The organism is Vibrio sp. 2-1-2a (assembly GCF_032648565.1).
Lineage (GTDB): Bacteria > Pseudomonadota > Gammaproteobacteria > Enterobacterales > Vibrionaceae > Vibrio > Vibrio diabolicus.
Genome location: NZ_WBOH01000002.1, coordinates 46,146 through 65,898, shown reverse-complemented (window position 1 = coordinate 65,898; position 19,753 = coordinate 46,146). Strand labels below are relative to the sequence as shown.

The following is a 19,753-nucleotide window of genomic DNA, read 5'->3' as shown; positions in this document are numbered from 1 at the left end:
AGGGATAATGGCTCTATGAGCGATTTAGCTAAAGAGATCACGCCCGTAAACATTGAAGATGAGCTTAGAGGTTCATATCTAGACTATGCGATGTCAGTCATCGTGGGTCGTGCTCTTCCAGATGTGCGTGATGGCCTAAAACCAGTACACCGCCGCGTTTTATTCGCGATGAACGTACTAGGCAACGATTGGAACAAACCATATAAAAAATCAGCCCGTGTTGTCGGCGACGTAATCGGTAAATATCACCCACACGGTGATAGTGCTGTGTACGACACAATCGTACGTATGGCTCAACCGTTCTCGCTTCGTTACATGCTGGTCGATGGTCAAGGTAACTTTGGCTCTATCGATGGCGACTCTGCTGCGGCAATGCGTTACACCGAAGTTCGAATGGCAAAAATTGCCCACGAACTATTGGCTGACCTAGACAAAGAGACCGTAGACTACGTACCAAACTACGACGGTACTGAGCAGATCCCAGCGGTTCTTCCAACTAAAATTCCAAACCTATTGGTTAACGGTGCTTCTGGTATCGCAGTAGGTATGGCAACCAACATCCCGCCTCATAACCTTGGCGAAGTGATCGATGGCTGTCTTGCATACATCAATAATGAAGAAATCACTATTGATGAACTAATGGATTACATTCCTGGTCCTGATTTCCCAACGGCGGCGCTGATCAGCGGTCGTAAAGGCATTGTAGACGCGTACAAAACAGGTCGCGGCAAAATCTACATGCGTTCGAAAGCGGACATCGAAGTGGAGAAGAATGGTAAAGAAACCATCATCGTCACTGAGATCCCATACCAGGTAAACAAAGCTCGCTTGATCGAAAAGATCGCTGAGCTAGTTAAAGATAAGAAAGTTGAAGGCATCAGTGCACTGCGCGACGAGTCAGATAAAGATGGTATGCGTATTGTTATTGAATGTAAGCGCGACGCTGTGGGCGAAGTGGTTCTAAACAACCTATACGCTCAGACTCAGTTGCAAACCACTTTCGGTATCAACATGGTGGCCCTAAACAATGGCCAACCACAGCTATTCAACCTGAAAGATATGTTGAAGTGCTTCGTTGATCACCGTCGTGAAGTTGTGACTCGTCGTACTATTTTCGAACTACGTAAAGCGCGTGAACGTGCCCACATCCTTGAAGGTTTAGCGCTAGCGCTTGCCAACATTGATGAAATCATTGAGCTTATCCGTAAGGCGCCAACACCGGCTGAAGCAAAAGCGGGTCTTATTGCTCGTGGTTGGGATTTAGGCAACGTTTCAGCAATGCTAGAGCGTGCAGGTACTGATGCAGCACGCCCTGAGTGGCTAGAGCCTCAATATGGTATCCGCGATGGTCAGTACTTCCTGACTGAGCAACAAGCACAAGCAATTCTAGATCTACGTTTACATAAACTAACAGGTCTAGAACACGAGAAGATTCTTGGCGAATACAAAACACTTCTAGAAGAAATCGCTGAACTCATGCATATCCTTGCAAGCACTGAGCGTTTGATGGAAGTGATCCGCGAAGAACTTGAAGCCGTTCGCGACGGCTTTGGTGACGCTCGTCGTACAGAAATCACAGCTGCGAGCCATGATATCGACATGGAAGAGCTGATCGCGCGTGAAGACGTTGTGGTTACTCTATCGCATGGTGGTTACGTTAAGTACCAAGTACTGAGCGACTACGAGTCACAGCGCCGTGGTGGTAAAGGTAAGAGTGCGACCAAGATGAAAGATGAAGACCATATCGAGCGTCTTCTAGTGGCGAATACCCACGATAACATCTTGTGTTTCTCTACTCGCGGTAAAACATACCGTCTGAAAGTGTACCAATTGCCTCTAGCGAGCCGCACTGCTCGTGGTAAGCCAATTGTGAACATCCTTCCACTAGAAGAAGGTGAGCGTATTACTGCGATTCTGCGTGTTGATGAATTCTCTGAAGACAAATTCATCTTCATGGCAACAGGTGACGGTACGGTTAAGAAAACGCCGTTGAACCAATTTGCAAATGTTCGTTCAAATGGTCTGATTGCGGTAAACCTACGTGAAGACGATTCGTTAATCGGTGTGGATATCACTAACGGCGAAAACGAAATCATGCTGTTCTCTAAAGCGGGTAAAGTGGTTCGCTTTAAAGAAGCAGAAGAAATTCCAGTACTTGACGAAAATGGTAAGCCAGTTCTTGATGAGAATGGTCAGCCAGAGATCAAGTTTAAAGGTGTTCGTCCTATGGGTCGTACTGCCTCTGGTGTTCGTGGTATGAAACTGGCTGAAAATGACCAAGTTGTATCACTTATCGTTCCTTCGCACGAAGGCGACATCCTAACGGTTACAGAAAACGGTTATGGTAAACGTACAGCGCTGAGCGAGTACCCGACAAAAGGTCGAGGAACTCAAGGTGTCGTTTCTATCAAAGTTTCTGAGCGAAACGGCCCGGTAGTTGGTGCTATCCAGGTTGTTGAAGGTGATGAAATGATGATGATCACCGACGCTGGTACACTAGTACGTACTCGTGTGGGTGAAGTTAGCCAGGTTGGTCGTAACACGCAAGGTGTAACGCTTATCCGTACTGCGGAAGACGAATCTGTTGTTGGTTTGCAACGTATTGAAGAAGTTGATGACGAAGAGCTGCCTGCTGGTGAAGAAGCAGAAGCGTTAGAGTCAACAGACGAAAATACGCAGCAAGATACTCCAGAAGCGCCAGCCGCTGATGATGCAGAGGAAGGTAACGAAGAGTAATCTTTCGTTACTATTCTAATGTAAAAAGCCGAGCCTCAGTTGCTCGGCTTTTTTGTACCTGTATCAACGCAATACAAGCATTAAACCAGTACACTAATACTCAGTTTGTCTAGGGAGCGCGTTATGTCTGTTTGGTTTTTCATTGCCATCACTTTGATGGGATTATTCGTCGTCGTATTATCGCTCAGCGCTTCAAGAGTAAGAGCGGCACAATGGTTCGGTTTTTGTGCTTTGGTACTAGTGTTAACCAGCGCTAGCTTCTTATTGTTGCGTCAATCTCCTCCACAACCTATTCAAGCTGAAGTCTCTCGAATGATGACTGCTCGCGATATCATGCAGGAAATTCAAGACCAATTACGTGAAGACCCAAACAATGCCGAATTGTGGTTTCAGTTAGGGCAGGGCTACCTGCTAGAGGGAGAACTGGATGGCGCACTGATTTGTTTTGATTACGCCATCCAACTAACTGAGCCAGTCGGTGCCACGCAACTTGCTGCGAAAGCAACGACCTTATACTACATTCACCAGCAATCAATGACGCAAGAAGTCAGTTTGCTTCTAGAACAAGCTTTGCAGATAGAACCGCATAATGAAGCGGCTTTGTCGTTGATTGCCAATGATCATTTTCTGTCATTCCGCTTTCAGGAAGCCATTGATACTTGGGTGCTATTACTCGACTCGAACGATCCAAGCTTAGATCGAGTACAAATTATTAACTCGATCAATAAAGCGAAAGAGCTGTTGTAGGCGTAGACTCTAATAAGTAATAGAAGAAAGGTGGGGGACGAATCAAGAATAAAGCGTTCGGAATATTTGTGGTGCTGTGCGGCTCCGTGTTAGTGGGTTGTAGCTCTTCCGAACATTCTGGCACCTCATCTACGGTTTATTACTCTTCCGGTTATTACGACCCTTGGTGGTACGATCATGACGACTACTGGATTTATTACTATCCGGGTTGTTGCGACAACGACGATGAATACAAAGAGAAACTAGAAGAGTGGTGGAATGGCTTGGATGAAGAGCAACAGCAATCCATCAAAGACAAAGTCGAAGATTGGAAAGACGATGATATGTCCGCCAATATCGATAACATGAAGCGACAGCTTGACGATCATTGGCAATCGCTGCCTGACGAGCAAAAGCAGGAGATTCAAACCAAGTGGGAGAACCGCCCCGAGCGCATCGAGCCTACAGCTTTACAAGACAAAGCCGTGGCAGAAAAGCTTCAACAAAGAAAAGCATTGCCGGAAACGAAGATCCAGCGCCCAGTTACACGCCCAAATGTGCAGATGCCTAAAACACGTCCACATATTCAGCCTAGGCCGAGACTTCCTCGTCGCTAATCTGTTTTCCTCTGCCTTCTATCAAACAAAAAGAGCGCAACGTGCGCCCTTCGTTTTATCCATTTAACCTAGTGTAATCGATACTGATCAGTACGTTGCTTCGCGCTCAGCAGCTGCTTTATCCCATTTTGGTGCCACCGTTTCTAGGAAGTGTTTCTTGTCTGCGTTCATCTTTTCCATATCCATACCTAGTGCTTGTTGCGCTTTTGCTTTGGTCGAGATATCTGGAATTTGAACTGGGTCAGTAATACCTTTGGTTGCCAGTAAACGAACTAACTTAGTACGAGCGTCAGCAGCGCGATCAACTGCGGTACCGAGTACTTCAAGTGCTACCTCAGGAGCATGCATGTGAACACCGTGAGAAGCAATCGCGTAGTCCCAACGCCATTGTGCATGGCGAATATCTTGTAGGATAGGTTGCATCTCTGCTTCTGTTGCACCCGCTTTCCACGCTGCTCCTGCTTCAAAGTGCGCCGCTACGATTTGCTTCTCGGCGGTTAGCTTCATGTTTAGTACTTGCGCTTTGCGAGTCGAAACGATGCCTTGTAGTTGCTCTTTGGTTTGAGTATGGCATTGCGCACAGGTGTCTTCAAAACGATCAAACGGGTTACCCACTTTGTGGTCGGTGTATACCGTACCGTCTTCTTTGGTTACTTTAGGCATGTGACAGTCCACACACACCACTTTGTTTTTGCCATGAATACCCGCTCTCCAAGTTTCGAAACCTGGGTGTTGCGCCTTAAGCATTGGTGCTTTAGAAACGGCGTGCGTCCAATCTTTAAAGTTTAACGCGTCGTAGTATTTCTCCATATCCGCGACGTTGGTCCCCATGTCCCATGGGAATTTGACTGCTTTAGTCGGACCTGTGAAGTAGTACTCGACATGACATTGAGCGCAGACTGACGCTTGTTTATCTAAGCGAGATTGTTGGTCAAAATTTTTGCCGATGGTGTCAAAAGCACGCTCGACGTATGGGCGAGTCAGTGCCAGTGCGGGTTCGCCTTTCTTGAAGGCTTCAGAACCCGTATTGTGACAGTCGGAACAACCGATAGGGTTGACGATTTCTGAGCCCAAGCGCGCCCATTTACCTTCAAAATAGCCGTCTTCACCGCGCTCTTCAATTACGCGGGCGACATCTGGGCTTTTACAACTCCAACAAGCCATCGGCATTGGCCCGGAGTTTTCGTCTGCTGGTGCGCCAGTTCTGAGGGTTTGCCTCACATCATCAAGCGCGTAAAAGTGACCGCGCGCTTTGTTGTAGTCTTTAGCAAAACCATAACCGGCCCACAAGATCACCATGTTTGGGTCTTCACTTAAGGCATCTTCAATATGCTCGCTTTCCGATGTGGCTTTCCAAGAGTGATATTGGTCAGGATGGTTTTGTTCAAAGGTATCATTGCGAGGCTCTATGAGACCAGTATCCTCTGCCGCCAAAGGAGCACCAACCAAAAATAATTGGCTGGCGAATAAGGTCGCAACCGCGATAGGTGCGCTCATCCAGTGTTTTATGCTCACGGTGTTATCTCCATATTCGTTTTTATTAGCAGCGTTGTGAGGAGCTATTCCAAATAAGAATCGGAGATCTATCGTTAATATTAATAGTGAATTGAATAGATGAAATAGTGACCGAAATTGGCCTTGTTTTAGATCAATTTATGCTAGTGATCTTAATCATGTTTAAGTTCATATACCCCTAAAGTGGTATATTGTAATCCCCTTTAATCACAGTGTGTTATGGGGATAACCATTTTAAAAATAAGGTGATTAAGTTCGCTTTTTGAACATGTGATTCTACCTCTTAGGAATTATAGAGGTATTATAAATACAGGTTTAGCGTTGTGGCTTTCCAAAATAAGAATTGATGTCATTTGAAGGTGTAAAAATATCTTCAGAGGAAATTAATTGTTGCTCAAATAATAGTTGATAACAGTTATCAATTATTATCGAGCTAAGGAAAGAAAAATATGGGCAATATAAAATTGACCATAGAGACAATGCTGAAATTTCTCTTCATCTTTGCCATCTATGGTTTTTTCACCGCCGCCCATGCGACTTCTTCAGAGCCAGTTGAAGGTGCTCAAGCTGAGCGTCATCAAGTCGAGTTGATTCGTGACCGAGACTATAAATGTCTTCAATGTCATAAGGATGCTAAAGATACTCTGAATCTATCGCATGATTCGCAAGCGTTATTGAGTCAAGGTAAGCAGCTCAATTGCACTAACTGCCACAGCAACATTGGCCCTGATCACCGTGAAGGCGCACCCGATGTGATTAAGTTTTCTGCTGCGCAATCGAAAGCGGTGCACGACAAAGTGTCCCTTGACCCAAGCTTGATTCTCAAAGCTAATAGCCAGTGTGTGGATTGCCATGCACCGACACAGCTTAGAGAAAGCCACTGGACGCACGATGTGCACGCCAAAAACCTCACTTGTTCAAATTGCCACGATGTACACGCAGCGAAAGCCAAAGCGTTGTCGTACGACAGAAAACAACTGATCAAGCAGTGTGTGGATTGTCACTCTGAATTTGCCGTCGAACCTGAACTTGCCAAAGAAGAGGAGAGATAGCATGAAATGTTCGAGAAGAAACTTTTTAGCCGGCAGCGGCGCGTTGATTTTAACTACAGGCGTTGCAGGCACTACCGTTGTTAGCTCCTCTCTTTATGCCAGCAACAGTGAACAAGCGAAACGCATGGGTATGGTTCATGATGAAAATGCCTGTATTGGCTGTACCGCTTGTACCGATGCTTGTCGCGAAGTAAATAAAGTCCCTGAAGGCGTAACGCGACTTAAAATTCATCGCAGTGAACCGACTGGCGAATTCCCAGATGTGGAATACCAGTTTACTCGCGAATCCTGTCAGCACTGTGATAATCCACCATGTGTCTATGTGTGCCCAACAGGCGCAGCATACAAAGATGAAGCGACGGGCATTGTGGATGTACACAAAGAGAAATGTGTCGGATGTGGTTATTGCCTTGCTGCTTGTCCTTACCAAGTGCGCTTCTTTAATCCAGTCGATCACTCTGCGGATAAATGTAACTTCTGCCGTGATACCAACCTAGCACAAGGTAAGCAGCCAGCTTGCGTGGAATCTTGCCCAACAAAAGCTCTCATTTTTGGTGATTTGAATGACCCAACTAGTGAGGTGAGCAAAGCCATTGAAAGCCATGTTGTCTATCGCGATAAATCGCATTTAGGTACGCAGCCTAAACTGTACAAAATTCCGCATAGCAAAGGGGAGGTGTCATCATGAACGGCTTCGAAAGTGCATTCCACTTTGACTCGTTAGTCTGGGATTGGATTATTGCGATTTACTTATTCCTCGCTGGGATGTCAGCAGGTGCGGTGATGATTTCTATCTATTTAAAACGCAAAGTGATTGAAGGCGATCCCGCAAACAATGGCATTATAAAAGCAATGGCTTGGCTAGCGCCATTTGGCATTATTTCTGGCTTAGTGATTTTGATTTTCCACTTAACTAAACCGCTTGAGTTTTGGAAGATCATGATTTACTACAACCCAACGTCGGTAATGTCGATGGGCGTGATCTTGTTCCAAGTGTACATGCTAGTGCTGTTTGTTTGGATCGGCGTTATCTTCCGCCATCAAATCATCAGCTTTTGTGAAGGGAAGTTACCGAGCAAACTGTTGGATTTTACCGATGGCATCTTGATTAAAGCAGGGAAAGCCAACAACGCGATTGAGTTGTTCTTGGGCTTTTTAGCGATCGTGCTTGCGGCATACACCGGCTTCTTATTGTCTGCATTGAAGACTTACCCAATGCTAAACAATCCAGTACTGCCAATCTTATTCCTATTCTCTAGTTTGTCATCTGGCGCAGCAGCATGTTTGATGTTCGGCATCTTGGTGTTTAAAGAGTCGACCAGCAGCCCTAGTGTGTCTTGGGTGCACGGATTTGAACGCCCAGTGGTATTGTTTGAGCTGTTTGTCTTAGTGACATTCTTTACTGGGCTTATCTTTAGTGGCGGGCAAAATGAAGCCGCGGCTTGGAATGCCATTTCGAGTGGATTCTGGGCTCAGTGGTTCTGGGTTGGGGTGGTGCTCATCGGAATGATCACACCGTTGACACTAAACTGGCTAACGCCTTCAGAAGTTCGTCATAGAGGAAGTTACGTTTTTGCGGTCACAACGTTGAGTTTGGTTGGCGTACTCATGCTGCGTACTTTCATTCTCTATGCTGGTCAAATGACCATCGTGTAAGGAGGCAAAATGGAGGCTGAGCTCGGTTTCTTTTTGTTGATATTGGTGGCTGTCGCATCGACATGTGCGACGCTGCTGCATTGGGTTTGCTTTACGCTGCGGAAGAAGGGAGTGTTGCCACACCAAACCGCAACGTCTCACATTATCAGCTTAGCCTCCTTAGTTTGTTTGGCGCTTTTGATAGTCTGTTTTATTCAGGATAATTTTGCGCTTGAGTATGTGGTTACACACTCGAACAGCCAGTTACCTATCGCGTTTAAGATTGCAGCTGCTTGGGGCGGCCATCAAGGGTCTATGTTGTTTTGGGTGGTTACGTTGAGCTTATGGGCCTCTTTTATTGCTATCAAGTCGCCAGTTTGCACTCAATATACAGGCGATTGCTTGGGTATCATGAACTTACTTATTGCTATTTTCGCTTGGTTTACCCTCACCACGTCCAATCCTTTTGAGTATGCTCAGACGCTAGCGTTGGAGGGACGAGATCTCAATCCGATGTTGCAAGATATCGGGCTTATTATTCATCCACCGCTGTTGTATTTGGGTTACGTTGGTTATGCCGCGATACTGGCGTTCGCTTTAGCTGCGTTATTAGCGAAGCGACCTATAAATGAATGGTATGGTGTTGCCCGTAGTGCCGCTTTCTTTGCTTGGGGTACGCTAACAATTGGAATTTTGATCGGTGCTTGGTGGGCATACAATGAATTAGGTTGGGGCGGGTGGTGGTTTTGGGACCCGGTAGAAAACGCGTCTTTGCTGCCTTGGTTAATGGGTACTGCATTACTGCATAGTGGTGTGTTGTCGAAGCGTAATAAAGGAGCAATTTGGAGCACCTACGCATTGGCTTTTGCGACGTTCAGTTTGAGTATTCTCGGCACATTTGTGGTGAGATCAGGTGTATTAACCTCAGTACACGCGTTTGCGGTTGATCCAACCAAAGGTGTAGTACTTCTTGCTGTTCTCAGCGTTTTGGTGGTTGTCACTTTTGGTGTGCTCATTGTGCGAGGGCTACATATTCCTCGTTTTACGCTCGATTCGTTAATAAGTCGTGCCTACATGGTATACATCGCTATTGGACTTCTCGTTGTTTGTATGGCGATTGTTTTCCTCGGTACCTTTTACCCAATGCTCTATCAACTGCTTGGCTTGGGTAATATATCCGTTGGGGCACCTTACTTTAACAGCCTCGTTTTTCCCCTTACATTACTTGCTCTGACCTTTCTCGCCTTTATGCCCGTGTTGAAGTGGACGAAAGGAGCCAGTCCTCATGCCGTTAAAACCATTGGGTTTGTCGGTATTCATGTTATTGCGGTTAGTACTATTTTCGTTTTTACTACAAAAGAGCTTCATATAACGACTTTGATTACTCTGGTATTAGCGACGTGGGTAGTGGTTTCTCATTTGCTTTTGCTGTTTTGTGCAGAAAACAAGAGCAAATTAATGCCTATGCTTCTTGCTCATATTGGCTTTGCGTTGGCTGCAAGCGGAGCAGTATTTAATAGTGACTATTCGTATGAATACAACTTACGGGCAGAGCCTGGTAGCTCGTATCAAAAAGCGGGTATCACCGTTGATTATCATGGAATTGAATGGTTAGTTGGGCCGAACTACACCGCAGAACAGGGAAGTGTTGATCTTTATTTGGAGAGCGGTAAGGCGTTGAACTTTCAACCCGAGAAACGGCATTACCCTGTACGCGTGATGAATATGACCGAGCCCGCTATTCGATCACTATGGCATGGAGACTACTACATCACTTTGGGTGACAAGCTCGACAACAGCGCCTACGCAATTAAAGTGCAATATCGCGCGGGCATATGGTGGATATGGTTTGGTGGCGCTTTAATCGTAATAAGTGCTTTGGGGAGTATGATGAATCTAAGGGGAAAAGGTAGTGAGATCGAAAAATACGCTTAAACTGATCGTTCTCATATTGCTAGTTGCGATTTTTTTTGTCACCGCGACAATGGCATTATCCGATAGACCAAACGTAGAAATACAACAAAATCGTATGTTATCTATCCCAGATTTTACCGCTTACTCACTCATTTCAGGCAATCGAATCACCGATGCAGTACTAGAAAATCAAGGTTATGTGCTATTGAATGTTTGGGCGTCTTGGTGCGGGGGTTGTAAACAAGAACATGATGATTTGCTCAACTTAGCTCGACAAGGTGTGCCCATCTTTGGTCTTAACTATCGAGATAAAGAGAGCGCGGCTAAACGCTATTTGAGCTCTTCACACAATCCATATACCGAAGTTATATCCGATCCTAATGGGCAACTGGCGGTTGAACTTGGTGTAATAGGAACGCCGGAAACTTACTTAATTGATCAAAATGGCAATGTTTTGATCAAATATAGAGGTAAGTTAACAATAGACAAATGGAACTCGTTATTTTCGGGGTATTTTAATGTCTCACTTTAAATATGCTTACTTCATTATTGTTTTGTTTTCTTTGTGTTCTTCTTGGGTCAAAGCAGAGCAAATTACGCAGCATGTTGATCTGTTTGAATTTCATTCCGTTGAACTGCAACAAAGAGCAAATGCATTAGCTAAGGCTTTGCGATGCCCACAATGTCAAAACCAAAACCTTGTTGAATCTAATGCACAAGCCGCTAAAGATTTAAGATTGAAAGTGTACTCGATGGTAAACGAAGGAAGTACGGATCAAGAGGTAAAAGATTATTTGGTTCAGAGATATGGGAATATCGTTTTGTATCAGCCACCATTTAATTATTCGACAGCAGCGTTGTGGATCTTTCCTCTATTACTTTTGATCTTTTTTATCCTATTTTCGATCAAAATGATAAAGCGTCAATAATGTGACCACTATTCCACTATGGGAAATAAATCGTGCAGATAACAAACAGAATGTTATCATTTTCCGAATTTATGAAGATTCCAGTATAAAGAAAATCAACGATTTGAGCTGGAGAAGTAATAAAAGAACTAAGTAGGTGCACGCAGTGGATTCAGTTATATTACAGTTAAAAAAAGACTTTTATTCGCAGATTCGTGCATTGCAAACCTCGAAACTGCCTCAAGTTACATCGTCTCTTGCCGTATTAACCGAAGAAGAAATTCAAGAACTCGAAGCGGTATGGATAGAGCTTACGGTTTGGAAACGTAGCCAAACACATTAAATCATCACCCCTACATACAACTCATTATCAACCCCAGACAAAATTTGTCTGGGGTTTTTTATTGTAGTTTTTCAAAATTGTTATACTATAACAATTCGTCAGCGCGGGGAGTTGTTCTCTTTGGCTGTCTTTAGGGGATAACTGCTCTCAATTGTGATCTCTATATTGAAAAATGCGGTATCAATCCCCATAGTTGAAGAGCAATGAGTGAATCCCATGAATGCAATAACGAAAACGCATCAAGCGCATCAAGCAATAAATCGAGTGAGTATAGATATGGCGGAAGTACGTGCCAGAGTAGATTTTAAAGTCGGGGCTAAAAGTAATATCGATGCTGAAATCCTGTCTTTTCGTGGCCTGAAGACAGATAAAGAGCATGTGGCAGTTATCTTTAGGCAAGCGGATCAAACGCAAGAAACGCCTTTGGTGCGTATGCATTCAGAATGTCTTACTGGTGATGTTTTTCACTCATCCCGTTGTGATTGCGGCGAGCAATTAGAAGAAACCATTCAACGCATGGGCGAATCTGGCGGTATTATTTTGTACCTACGTCAGGAAGGTCGTGGTATTGGTCTATACAACAAGATTGATGCGTACCGTTTGCAAAGCCAAGGTATGAACACCTATGAAGCAAACAACCATTTGGGCTTTGACGATGACCTTCGTGATTTCACTGAAGCAGCGCAAATGCTCGAAGCATTAGGTGTAAGTAAAATTCGCCTTGTGACCAACAACCCTAAGAAAATCCGTGAATTAGCAGAGTACGGCATCGAGATTGTTGAGGTTGTCAATACATCTGCACATATTAAAGATGGTAATGAAAGCTACCTAAAAGCAAAAGTTTCTCATGGTAAGCACAATCTAAAATTCTGATTTTATTTATTAAATTATCAGTTTTGCATGTTAAAAGCCTCACAATGATGAGGCTTTTTTTGTATCTAGAGTTGAAAATAAATTGTAAATTTGTATTATCTCGTGACTAATAGTGCAAATAAGAATAATTAGCACTACGAATAAAACAAATAAATTGCTCAACAAGGATGCTTCAGATGAATGCAAAAACAGTTTTAGTCCAATCTATTGCTGCATCACTCCTCATTGCCAGTGGTTCTACCGTTGCTGCCCAAGTAACGAAACAACAAGTCGTTGAACATTATGCAGACGTTGCACATGCAGTCTTTGCTGACTCAGTGACAACGGCGAAAACGCTCGACGTAAAAATCGACGAATTTCTAAAATCGCCATCAGCGGATAAGCTTGAAGAAGTAAAACAAGCGTGGCTAGACTCTCGCGTTCCGTACCAACAATCTGAAGTATTCCGTTTTGGTAACGCGATTGTTGATGACTGGGAAGGGCAGTTAAATGCCTGGCCACTTGATGAAGGCCTAATTGACTACGTGGCGACAGATTACCAATATGAACTCGGTAACGAAGGCGCAGCTGCAAACATCATCGCAAACACCAGTTTACAGATTGGTGCTTCTAAACTAGACGTTGCAAAAATTACTCCAGAATTGCTAGCGGATCTCAACGAAGTAGGTGGTTCTGAGGCAAACGTTGCGTCAGGTTACCACGCGATTGAATTCTTACTTTGGGGTCAAGACCTAAACGGCACAAACGCAGGCGCAGGTCAGCGCGCTTACACAGACTTCGTTGTCGGTCCTGAGTGTACGAATGGTCACTGTGACCGTCGTGGTGAGTACCTAAAAGCGGCAGCCGATCTACTGGTTCAAGATCTTGAGTGGATGGAAAAACAGTGGTCTGCGGAAGTGAAAGGCAACTACCGTGAAACGCTTCTTAATGATTCTGCGGATAATGGCCTACGTAAAATGTTGTTCGGTATGGGGTCATTGTCTTTAGGTGAGCTTGCTGGTGAGCGCATGAAGGTGGCGTTGGAAGCAAACTCGACAGAAGATGAGCACGATTGTTTCTCAGACAATACGCACAACTCTCATTACTACAACGAGCAGGGCATCTATAACGTTTACACAGGTCTTTACAAGCGTGAAGACGGCACATTGCTTTCTGGTCCGAGTATTGCTGACCTAGTGGCTCAAAAAGACAAACAAGCAGCTAAAGAGATCCAGAAGCAGTTTGATGTTACGCGTAATCAAGTTGGTAAATTGGTTACGTCTGCGGAGAAGAACAACCAACACTTCGACCAGTTAATTGCAGCGGGTAATGCACAAGGCAACACGTTAGTGAATGACACCATCATGTCATTGGTTGCTCAAACCGGTTCAATTGAACGTGCTGCGGGTATCATTGGCATTGATAGCCTAAGCCCTGATACTGCTGACCACGAGTTTTAATCAAAGTACAAAAAATAATTGAAAGGGCTCGTTTGAGCCCTTTACCGTTTTAACTCGCTGTTATCCCACCCCTCTTGTTGTGTTTTAGAGCAATGATATGAAGCCTTACTTAATTTCGGCCTTGGCCGTGATCTTTTCTTCTACTGCTATCGCGTATGATGTGAAATCTGGTGGACAAACGAGCGTCAAAAAAGAAGGCGCCAACGCGTATTCTCTTCCTGCCGCGAACCTTCCTATGAGTAAACGTCTTGATTTTAGCGTGGGCAATAGTTTTTTCCGCAACCCTTGGGTACAAGCGCCAGCGTCTACCGATGCCAGAGATGGTTTGGGACCTCTTTTCAATACAAATGGTTGTCAAAACTGCCACATCAAAGATGGTCGTGGTCATCCTCCAGAGCAAAATGATTTGCATGCGGTGTCCATGTTAGTGCGTTTGAGCATCCCTGCGATGACGCCAGAACAAAAGACAGCGTACATCAAAGATGGCGTTATACCTGAGCCGACTTATGGTGGTCAGCTTCAAGATTTCGCCCTGCAAGATCAAACGCCAGAAGGCAAAATCGAAATTACTTACACCGATGTGCCAGTAAAATTTAAAGACGGCACGACGGTGACACTAAGAAAACCTTATTTGAACATTACTGATCTGGGTTACGGCGATATGCACCCAGATACGGAATTTTCAGCGCGTGTTGCACCGCCAATGATCGGCCTTGGTTTGTTAGAGAGTATTCCTGACGAAACGCTACTTGCATGGGCTGATGCACAAGATGCAAATAAAGACGGTATCTCAGGTAAAGTAAACAAGGTTTGGGATATTGAGAAGGACGACTTCTCGATTGGTCGTTTTGGCTGGAAAGCCGGACAACCGACGTTAATGCAGCAAAATGCAGCAGCATTCAATGGTGATGTGGGTCTGACGAGCCATTTATTCCCCAATGAAAACTGTACCTCGAAACAAAGTATTTGTGACGACATGCCAAATGGCGGTAAACCAGAAGTGAGTGAAAATATTCTCGACTTCGTTGAGTTTTACAGCCAGCACTTAGCCGTACCTATTCGCCGAAATATGAACGATCCTAGCGTGAAACTCGGTCAGAAAATCTTTGCGGCTTCTGGCTGTGAAAGCTGCCATAAGACCAGTGTCAAAACGGCGAAGCGACCAGAGTTACCAGCGCTTTCTGAGCAGCTTATCCATCCATATACAGACATGCTTCTGCATGACATGGGGGAAGGTTTAGCCGATAACCGTCCTGAGTACTTAGCAAACGGCCGTGAATGGCGAACGGCACCCCTATGGGGCATTGGTTATACCGAAGAAGTAAACGGGCATAGTTACTTCTTACATGATGGCCGCGCCCGTAATCTGATGGAAGCGGTATTGTGGCACGGCGGTGAAGCGGAAACGGCCAAACAAAACGTGCTAGCACTGAACAAAAAAGAACGTGATGCATTGATTGCGTTTCTGAATTCTCTATAAGGAAGCAACCATGAAAAAAACACTGTTAGTGAGTGCGATTGCCGCAACGTTCAGTTTGGTTGGTTGTCAATCGACAGTCGGTTCTCGCTCTGCCAAGCCTGAGAGTACAAGTCATATTTCTCAAGCGGTCTATGAAGTTGAGTTTCAATCTGCGCAGACGTTTTTAGCGCAAACCACAGGACTAGAACAAAGCTTCGCGGATAACTGCACATCAGAGACGAAAGATGATGCGCAAGTAAAACAGCAATGGCACCAAACGATGCTGACGTGGATGGCATTACAAGGTCAAGAGCGTGGCCCTGCTACGGCGTTGGAGCAAAGTTGGAATGTCCAGTTTTGGCCAGATAAAAAGAACACCACTGGCCGAAAAATGTCTGTGCTGACGAAATCTGACCAAGTTTGGAGTGCGGAAAAGATCTCCACGCAAAGTGTTACTGTGCAAGGCCTAGGTGCACTAGAATGGCTGCTTTACGATAAAGCGTCGACCTTATCTAACAACAGCAATACCTGTGCGGCAGGTGTCGCAATTGCTGAAAACCTAGAGAACAAAGCGCAGATCATCGCAGATTCTTGGGCACAAAATCCTTGGAAGTCGTTAGAGATGACGGAATGGAAATCCGAATACATTTCGCTGCTCTCTAATCAGCTTGACTACAGTATGAAAAAGCTGAGCAGACCGTTAGCTAAAATTGGTCAGCCTCGTCCTTACTTTTCTGAATCTTGGCGTTCAGAGACGTCGCTTTCAAACTTAAAAGCAAACCTTGAAGCAATGGAAGCGCTGTATCTTGCCAACGGTAATGGTCTAGATACTCTACTAAGAGAGCAAGGCCATGCAGGTCTCGCAGACCGTGTTGTTCACCAGTTTGAAATGGCGTTGGAAACATGGCCGGAAGATAAGAGTTTGTTCACGGCTTTACAAAGTAAAGAAGGCTACCGCATGGTACTCGCTCAATACAATAAGCTAGAGCAATTGAAGTACTTGATCCATGAAGAGGTGGCGATCGAGCTTGGCGTGGTTATAGGATTTAATGCAACCGATGGTGACTGATCAAACCCGCCGAACCTTACTGAAAGCCGCACTCTTTGGTGCGGCCGCACCTATGATGCCATTTGGTTGTGCTTCAACACGTTCACGTCAACCAGCGTTGATTGGCTGCTCAATCATCGGCCGAGATAAATACGCAGCGGTAGTGGCCGATGAGCATGGTATGCCGCTATCTTCGTTGCCGATTCCTGAGCGTGGTCATGGTGTGGCGACCAACCCACAAGGTCACGCAGTGGTCTTTGGTCGTCGACCAGGAACTTTCTTCATGGTGTTTGATTATCGCTCAGAGCAGATGATCAAGCTGCAGCTAGCAAAACCGGATCGCCATTTCTATGGTCATGGTGTTTACTCCCATGACGGTATGTTGCTATTTGCTACAGAAGGGGAAAGGGGCACAAGCCGTGGGATCATCGGTGTTTATGATGTGCAAAAGCAATATCAAAAGATCGATGAGTTAACAGGTTTTGGCCTCGGCCCTCATGAAGTGATCATGATGCCTGATGGCGCATTAGCGATTGGCGTCGGTGGCGTACACACCAACGGCCGTGAACCGCTCAATCTAGATAGCATGAGACCAAGCCTGAGTTACCTTTCACAAGAAGGTGAGCTGTTGGATCAAGTCTCTTTACCAGATCATAAGTTGAGCATCCGTCATTTAGCGCATGATGGTGCAGAGACGGTACTGTGTGGTCAACAATATCGTGGAGAGCCGGATGAATACCCAGCTTTACTTGCGATGCACATTCGTGGAGGTGTAATGCAATCTTTGCATGCGGAACCCGAAGAGTGGGCGAGATTTAATCACTATGTCGCGAGTATCGCGGCGACGGATGAATGGATCCTTGCGACTTCTCCTCCGGGCAGTTGTTATGGGATATGGTCCAAAGCTACAGGGAAGTTGGTTGAGTTAAGTGCTTTGCCAGATGCATCGGGAGTGGTGACATATGGAAAGGAATTCAGGGTCAGCTCTGGTGCTGGCAAAGTGATTGAGCAAAGGCCAACGACACATAAAAGCGCTTCTTTTAGTGGTGTTCAATGGGATAACCATTGGTCAAAGATTGTTTGAACCCAAATAGATAAAGAAACTTGATGTTAATTTAGACATCAGATTCTTAATTTTAAACCTGCAAGCTGTGAGATATTTGCCATACTTTTCATTATGGCAAGTAGCGCAAGGATCGTTTCAGTGTTTGCTAGGGTTTTAATCATGACGGCACTTATGGTGCCGTTTTTCAGCTTTTCTACCGTCGTTTCTCTCGAAGCTTCTGCACAAACAGAGCAAGAGGGAGCGGTACAAAAGCTGTCTGTCGAAAAAATGATCCATTATCCAGAGGTGATTGACCAGCTTTATCAAAGTACCAATTACCGTTTGAACTGGGAAAATGAAAGCGATATTGAGCAGTTTCTTTTTCAAGTAAACTTGGTTGCTCTTGCTGGCGTCACGGACGAATTCGAGAATCAACTCCATCGTATAAACCAAGTTCGATGGCAGGGAGATAACCTCGACTTTGATTTGGTGATGACAGATTCACTGTTGATGTATCTCAGTTATCTCGAGCAGCTCCCTGAAGAAGGCATCAACTGGTTATTTGCTAACAAAACCCACGTGATTTTACCTGCTCCTAGTATCGATACTTTGTCCGTACTGAGTAACGAAATTACGGTTGGCAAACTTGGTCAATTCTTAGCAAGCCTTCGCTCTCCTTTACAAACGGACGAAGCTTTTTATTCCGCTTACTCCTCTTTATCCGAGCACGCTCAGTATCAATATCCAATCTATGAACAAACGGGCCTTGCCCGTGTCGGTGACCAATTAGAAAATAAACCGCTTCTGATTGAGCGTATGGAAGTGGTCGGTGTGGATGTATCGTATTTAGATATCACGACCCAACAGTATGATGAAGAATTAGAGTTAGCGGTGAAAGAGTTTCAGCGTATTCATGGCTTGAAAGAGGATGGGGTGATTGGCCCGAATACCATTCGATGGATCAACTTTTCTCCTCAAGAACGATTGCATCTATTGGCGCTGAACTCAGAACGTTCAAGGATTTGGTCCAAAGACAGAGATAATGTTGTCTTTGTAAATGTACCTGGATACGAAGTAACGTATTGGCACGATGGTCAACCGTTGTTCGAGTCTAAAGTTGTGGTTGGCAGAGCCTCAAGAAAAACACCAATCATGTCGGGGACTCTTGACTCCGTCATTCTCAACCCCACATGGAATGTGCCATGGACCATAATGGTGAAAGACATCATTCCTAAAGTGAAACGTAATCCGATGTATTTGATTAACCACAACATTCAAATCATCCGGTCTTGGACTTCAAACGAAATTATTGACCCTACAACCATCAATTGGGCGACGGTGAATCCGAGAACATTTCCTTATCGTATGCGACAGGCATCGGGCTTACACAATGCATTGGGATTGTATAAGTTTAATATGCCAAACCCCCAAGCTATCTATTTGCATGATACGCCAAGTAAAAACTTGTTCGAACGAGATAGACGCGCATTCAGTTCCGGGTGTGTCCGCGTTGAACATGCCGACCAACTGGCGGAGCTATTATTCAAAACTCAGGGATTAGAAGAACGCCTAGCGAAAAAACGGGAAAGTACGCGTCGCTCTAACACGTCGGTTCCTTTAGGAGAACGCATCCAAGTGCACATTATTTATCAAACCGCATGGCTAGAAGAGGGAACACTTTACTACCGAGATGATATCTATAAATACGATCACCGTAGTTGAAATCTTTAAATAAAATTTACAAAACTAAGAATCTTCTGTTTGCTCAATAATTAAGCGTCAATCACCACATCTTAAAATTAGGGTGGAGCGATTTATGCGTTTGACGTGACAAAGGTGTTTGGGTAATGTCCGCGACTTGTTTAGTTGTTGAGCATTATTTTTGAAATGGTAAGTCGTAATTTTTCCCGCCGAGATTTCCTTAAAATGGCCGCTGGTGGCGTGGTATTGGCATCTGCCTTGCCATCGATTTCATGGGCTTCATTCCCTGACGAGCCACGTGAGTTGGCGATGAATAACCTTAATACTGGAGAGCTCCTCGAAACATGCTATTTCGATGGTAAACGCTATCTTGATGATGAACTAGAAAAGCTGAATGAGTTTTGTCGTGATCACCGTCGAAACGAAGTTCATCCGATGGATCGACGCTTGTTCGATCAAATCAGCCAGATTCAAAAGCTGATCGGTACAGATGCAGAAGTCATTGTAATTTCTGGTTACCGTTCGCCTTTGACCAATGCGTCCCTGCGCAAAGGGGCTAGCGGAGTGGCAAAGAAAAGTCTTCATATGGAAGGTAAGGCCATAGACTTCCGTCTTGATGGAGTGAAATTGTCTACTGTACGCGATGCAGCAATTAGCTTGAAAGCTGGTGGTGTTGGGTATTATCCAAGTAGTAACTTTGTCCATATCGATACAGGTGCTGTGCGTTCTTGGTAAGTCAATA

General features: G+C 44.9%; 18 protein-coding genes. 17 read left to right on the top strand and 1 reads right to left on the bottom strand.

The genetic code is table 11. The features are described 5' to 3' along the window. Positions 1 to 15 precede the first annotated feature (15 nt). From gyrA to F7Y48_RS04955, 3 genes are all read left to right on the top strand, one after another. The gene (gyrA, locus tag F7Y48_RS04965; RefSeq protein ID WP_005394780.1) at positions 16 to 2,736 is read left to right on the top strand and encodes a DNA topoisomerase (ATP-hydrolyzing) subunit A; all 2,721 of its coding nucleotides are present in this window, start codon (positions 16 to 18) and stop codon (positions 2,734 to 2,736) included. A gap of 123 nt (positions 2,737 to 2,859) precedes the next feature. After that, on the top strand, positions 2,860 to 3,483 hold the full coding sequence (locus tag F7Y48_RS04960) for a cytochrome c (protein WP_006743142.1): 624 nt from the start codon (positions 2,860 to 2,862) through the stop codon (positions 3,481 to 3,483). 41 nt (positions 3,484 to 3,524) lie between these two features. Then, positions 3,525 to 4,079 (top strand): hypothetical protein, encoded by a 555-nt coding sequence (locus F7Y48_RS04955; protein WP_104971905.1) that lies wholly within the window; start codon positions 3,525 to 3,527, stop codon positions 4,077 to 4,079. 87 nt (positions 4,080 to 4,166) lie between these two features. Here F7Y48_RS04955 and nrfA read toward each other — a convergent pair whose 3' ends face one another. Next, the gene (gene nrfA / locus F7Y48_RS04950) at positions 4,167 to 5,576 is read right to left on the bottom strand and encodes an ammonia-forming nitrite reductase cytochrome c552 subunit (protein ID WP_373925374.1); all 1,410 of its coding nucleotides are present in this window, start codon (positions 5,574 to 5,576) and stop codon (positions 4,167 to 4,169) included. A 467-nt stretch (positions 5,577 to 6,043) separates the two neighbouring features. On the opposite strand from nrfA, the gene nrfB reads away from it, so the two are divergent. The 14 genes from nrfB (at position 6,044) to F7Y48_RS04880 (ending at position 19,746) form a co-directional block, all read left to right on the top strand. Next, positions 6,044 to 6,646 (top strand): cytochrome c nitrite reductase pentaheme subunit, encoded by a 603-nt coding sequence (nrfB, locus tag F7Y48_RS04945; RefSeq protein WP_104971904.1) that lies wholly within the window; start codon positions 6,044 to 6,046, stop codon positions 6,644 to 6,646. Position 6,647: 1 nt separating this feature from the next. Beyond that, positions 6,648 to 7,334 carry a cytochrome c nitrite reductase Fe-S protein gene (nrfC, locus tag F7Y48_RS04940; RefSeq protein WP_258506565.1) on the top strand — a complete coding sequence of 229 codons (687 nt, stop codon included), beginning with the start codon at positions 6,648 to 6,650 and terminating at the stop codon, positions 7,332 to 7,334. Continuing rightward, a complete protein-coding gene (nrfD, locus tag F7Y48_RS04935; protein WP_258506563.1) occupies positions 7,331 to 8,302 on the top strand; it encodes a cytochrome c nitrite reductase subunit NrfD in 972 nt (323 codons plus the stop codon). Before nrfC ends, nrfD begins: the two co-directional genes overlap by 4 nt. Before the next feature lie 9 nt (positions 8,303 to 8,311). Continuing rightward, entirely contained in the window at positions 8,312 to 10,216 is a 1,905-nt protein-coding gene (locus F7Y48_RS04930) for a heme lyase CcmF/NrfE family subunit (protein WP_258506561.1), read from the top strand. Then, the gene (locus F7Y48_RS04925) at positions 10,194 to 10,727 is read left to right on the top strand and encodes a DsbE family thiol:disulfide interchange protein (protein WP_258506560.1); all 534 of its coding nucleotides are present in this window, start codon (positions 10,194 to 10,196) and stop codon (positions 10,725 to 10,727) included. The genes F7Y48_RS04930 and F7Y48_RS04925 overlap by 23 nt, the downstream gene beginning before the upstream one ends. Next, positions 10,714 to 11,124, top strand: coding sequence for a heme lyase NrfEFG subunit NrfF (gene nrfF / locus F7Y48_RS04920; RefSeq protein WP_005394762.1), 411 nt, complete (start codon positions 10,714 to 10,716; stop codon positions 11,122 to 11,124). The genes F7Y48_RS04925 and nrfF overlap by 14 nt, the downstream gene beginning before the upstream one ends. 145 nt (positions 11,125 to 11,269) lie before the next feature. Further along, entirely contained in the window at positions 11,270 to 11,446 is a 177-nt protein-coding gene (locus F7Y48_RS04915) for a hypothetical protein (protein WP_005394761.1), read from the top strand. Between the two features lie 216 nt (positions 11,447 to 11,662). Then, on the top strand, positions 11,663 to 12,319 hold the full coding sequence (locus F7Y48_RS04910; protein WP_005394759.1) for a GTP cyclohydrolase II: 657 nt from the start codon (positions 11,663 to 11,665) through the stop codon (positions 12,317 to 12,319). 176 nt (positions 12,320 to 12,495) lie between these two features. Further along, the gene (locus F7Y48_RS04905) at positions 12,496 to 13,758 is read left to right on the top strand and encodes an imelysin family protein (protein WP_005394757.1); all 1,263 of its coding nucleotides are present in this window, start codon (positions 12,496 to 12,498) and stop codon (positions 13,756 to 13,758) included. A 97-nt stretch (positions 13,759 to 13,855) separates the two neighbouring features. Continuing rightward, positions 13,856 to 15,238, top strand: a complete 1,383-nt coding sequence (locus F7Y48_RS04900) for a di-heme oxidoredictase family protein (protein WP_258506557.1) — start codon at positions 13,856 to 13,858, stop codon at positions 15,236 to 15,238. 10 nt (positions 15,239 to 15,248) lie between these two features. Continuing rightward, positions 15,249 to 16,286 carry an imelysin family protein gene (locus F7Y48_RS04895; RefSeq protein ID WP_316681900.1) on the top strand — a complete coding sequence of 346 codons (1,038 nt, stop codon included), beginning with the start codon at positions 15,249 to 15,251 and terminating at the stop codon, positions 16,284 to 16,286. Beyond that, the gene (locus F7Y48_RS04890) at positions 16,267 to 17,349 is read left to right on the top strand and encodes a DUF1513 domain-containing protein (RefSeq protein WP_176319980.1); all 1,083 of its coding nucleotides are present in this window, start codon (positions 16,267 to 16,269) and stop codon (positions 17,347 to 17,349) included. Before F7Y48_RS04895 ends, F7Y48_RS04890 begins: the two co-directional genes overlap by 20 nt. Positions 17,350 to 17,490: 141 nt before the next feature. Continuing rightward, the gene (locus F7Y48_RS04885; RefSeq protein WP_257896797.1) at positions 17,491 to 19,032 is read left to right on the top strand and encodes a murein L,D-transpeptidase; all 1,542 of its coding nucleotides are present in this window, start codon (positions 17,491 to 17,493) and stop codon (positions 19,030 to 19,032) included. Between the two features lie 165 nt (positions 19,033 to 19,197). After that, positions 19,198 to 19,746 (top strand): DUF882 domain-containing protein, encoded by a 549-nt coding sequence (locus F7Y48_RS04880; RefSeq protein WP_167426430.1) that lies wholly within the window; start codon positions 19,198 to 19,200, stop codon positions 19,744 to 19,746. The last annotated feature ends 7 nt before the right edge of the window (positions 19,747 to 19,753 follow it).